Annotated in this window: 2 tRNA genes and 2 rRNA genes (1 of these 4 cut by a window edge); all 4 read left to right on the forward strand. The window is 48.9% G+C overall.

Annotated features, from left to right (window positions below):
• Positions 1-252: 252 nt before the first annotated feature.
• A 16S ribosomal RNA gene (locus IQ247_RS31225) occupies positions 253-1,739 on the forward strand.
• A 129-nt stretch (positions 1,740-1,868) separates the two neighbouring features.
• Positions 1,869-1,942 (forward strand) — tRNA-Ile (locus tag IQ247_RS31230).
• Positions 1,943-2,022: 80 nt separating this feature from the next.
• A tRNA-Ala gene (locus tag IQ247_RS31235) sits at positions 2,023-2,098 on the forward strand.
• 204 nt (positions 2,099-2,302) lie between these two features.
• Positions 2,303-2,500 (forward strand): 23S ribosomal RNA (locus IQ247_RS31240); it runs 2,622 nt beyond the window's last position.
• Together the 16S and 23S rRNA genes with 2 tRNA genes alongside form the textbook arrangement of a ribosomal RNA operon.

Here is a 2,500-nt window from a genome sequence, read left to right on the forward strand (position 1 = left end):
GAAAAAAGAGTTGACACAAACAAATTCTCTCGATACTATGTATAAGTGCCTGAGAGAGAGAGACGCGAAAGCGACGACAACTCAAGGGTTCCGAACCAAGAAAACTATATATTTGTTTGAAAGCCAGTATACCATAAAAGGTCTACGTTAGTAAAGTAATTAACCAAGACTGAGGTTATTTTCAGTCAGTCAAGGACAGAGAATACTTTTTGGGTTATTTGTGTAACTTAATTAGAAGTATTTAACTTATCCAAAACGGAGAGTTTGATCCTGGCTCAGGATGAACGCTGGCGGCGTGCCTAACACATGCAAGTCGAACGGTCTCTTCGGAGATAGTGGCGGACGGGTGAGTAACGCGTGAGAATCTACCTTTAGGTTCGGGACAACAGTTGGAAACGGCTGCTAATACCGAATGTGTCGCAAGATGAAAGATTAATTGCCTGAAGATGAGCTCGCGTCTGATTAGCTAGTTGGTGGGGTAAGAGCTTACCAAGGCGACGATCAGTAGCTGGTCTGAGAGGATGATCAGCCACACTGGGACTGAGACACGGCCCAGACTCCTACGGGAGGCAGCAGTGGGGAATTTTCCGCAATGGGCGAAAGCCTGACGGAGCAACGCCGCGTGAGGGAGGAAGGCTCTTGGGTTGTAAACCTCTTTTCTCAAGGAAGATAATGACGGTACTTGAGGAATCAGCATCGGCTAACTCCGTGCCAGCAGCCGCGGTAATACGGAGGATGCAAGCGTTATCCGGAATAATTGGGCGTAAAGCGTTCGTAGGTGGTGATGTAAGTCTGCTGTTAAAGCGTGTAGCTTAACTACATATAGGCGGTGGAAACTACATGACTAGAGTGCGTTCGGGGCAGAGGGAATTCCTGGTGTAGCGGTGAAATGCGTAGATATCAGGAAGAACACCGGTGGCGAAGGCGCTCTGCTAGGCCGTAACTGACACTGAGGGACGAAAGCTAGGGGAGCGAATGGGATTAGATACCCCAGTAGTCCTAGCTGTAAACGATGGATACTAGGCGTTGTCTGTATCGACCCGGACAGTGCCGTAGCTAACGCGTTAAGTATCCCGCCTGGGGAGTACGCACGCAAGTGTGAAACTCAAAGGAATTGACGGGGGCCCGCACAAGCGGTGGAGTATGTGGTTTAATTCGATGCAACGCGAAGAACCTTACCAAGGCTTGACATGTCCGGAATTTCTTGGAAACGAGAAAGTGCCTTCGGGAACCGGAACACAGGTGGTGCATGGCTGTCGTCAGCTCGTGTCGTGAGATGTTGGGTTAAGTCCCGCAACGAGCGCAACCCTCGTTTTTAGTTGCCAGCACTTCGGGTGGGCACTCTAGAGAGACTGCCGGTGACAAACCGGAGGAAGGTGGGGATGACGTCAAGTCATCATGCCCCTTACGTCTTGGGCTACACACGTACTACAATGCTATGGACAAAGAGCAGCCAACCAGCGATGGTGCGCTAATCTCATAAACCATGGCTCAGTTCAGATCGCAGGCTGCAACTCGCCTGCGTGAAGTAGGAATCGCTAGTAATTGCAGGTCAGCATACTGCAGTGAATTCGTTCCCGGGCCTTGTACACACCGCCCGTCACACCATGGAAGTTGGTCATGCCCGAAGTCGTTACTCCAACCTTTCGAGGAGGAGGACGCCGAAGGTGGGACTGGTGACTGGGGTGAAGTCGTAACAAGGTAGCCGTACCGGAAGGTGTGGCTGGATCACCTCCTTTTAAGGGAGACCTAACCACTCATACACTGAGATACGATATGTAAATTAAGTGATGAGAAGGAATATCCCAGGTCGTGCGTGGACAAGGTAATATGATGGGCTTTCAAACAAGTATGGTTCGGTTCGTAATGGGCTATTAGCTCAGGTGGTTAGAGCGCACCCCTGATAAGGGTGAGGTCCCTGGTTCGAGTCCAGGATGGCCCACCTGAAAACAGTTAACAGTAAACAGTGGTCAGTAAAAAAAATGATAACTGGTAACTGATACTTGATAACTGAATGTAGAGGGGGGTATAGCTCAGTTGGTAGAGCGCTGCCTTTGCAAGGCAGATGTCAGCGGTTCGAGTCCGCTTACCTCCACCAAAAAATGGGAAAATATCAGCATCTGGAGTTGAGAAAAGCCGGAATGCTGGGTAAAATCCAGCCAGAACCTTGAAAACTGCATATAGACGCGAAGATTGATTGTAGGTAGTAGTCAATTAGTAGCTAGTAATAGATAATTATTAGCTGAGAATTGGTGAAAAAGCCAAACATGAAATTGAAATTGGGACTAACATATATTGTTGTGGTCAAGCTAATTAGGGCTAATGGTGGATACCTAGGCACGCAGAGGCGATGAAGGACGTGGCTACCGACGAAACGTTCCGGGGAGCTGGAAGCAAGCGATGAGCCGGAAATGTCCGAATAGGGCAACCTTAAATACAACCTACTGAATATATAGGTAGGAATGAGCGAACCAGGCGAACTGAAACATCTCAGTAGCCA

The organism is Plectonema cf. radiosum LEGE 06105, assembly GCF_015207665.1.
GTDB classification, from domain to species: domain Bacteria; phylum Cyanobacteriota; class Cyanobacteriia; order Cyanobacteriales; family Nostocaceae; genus Rivularia; species Rivularia radiosa_A.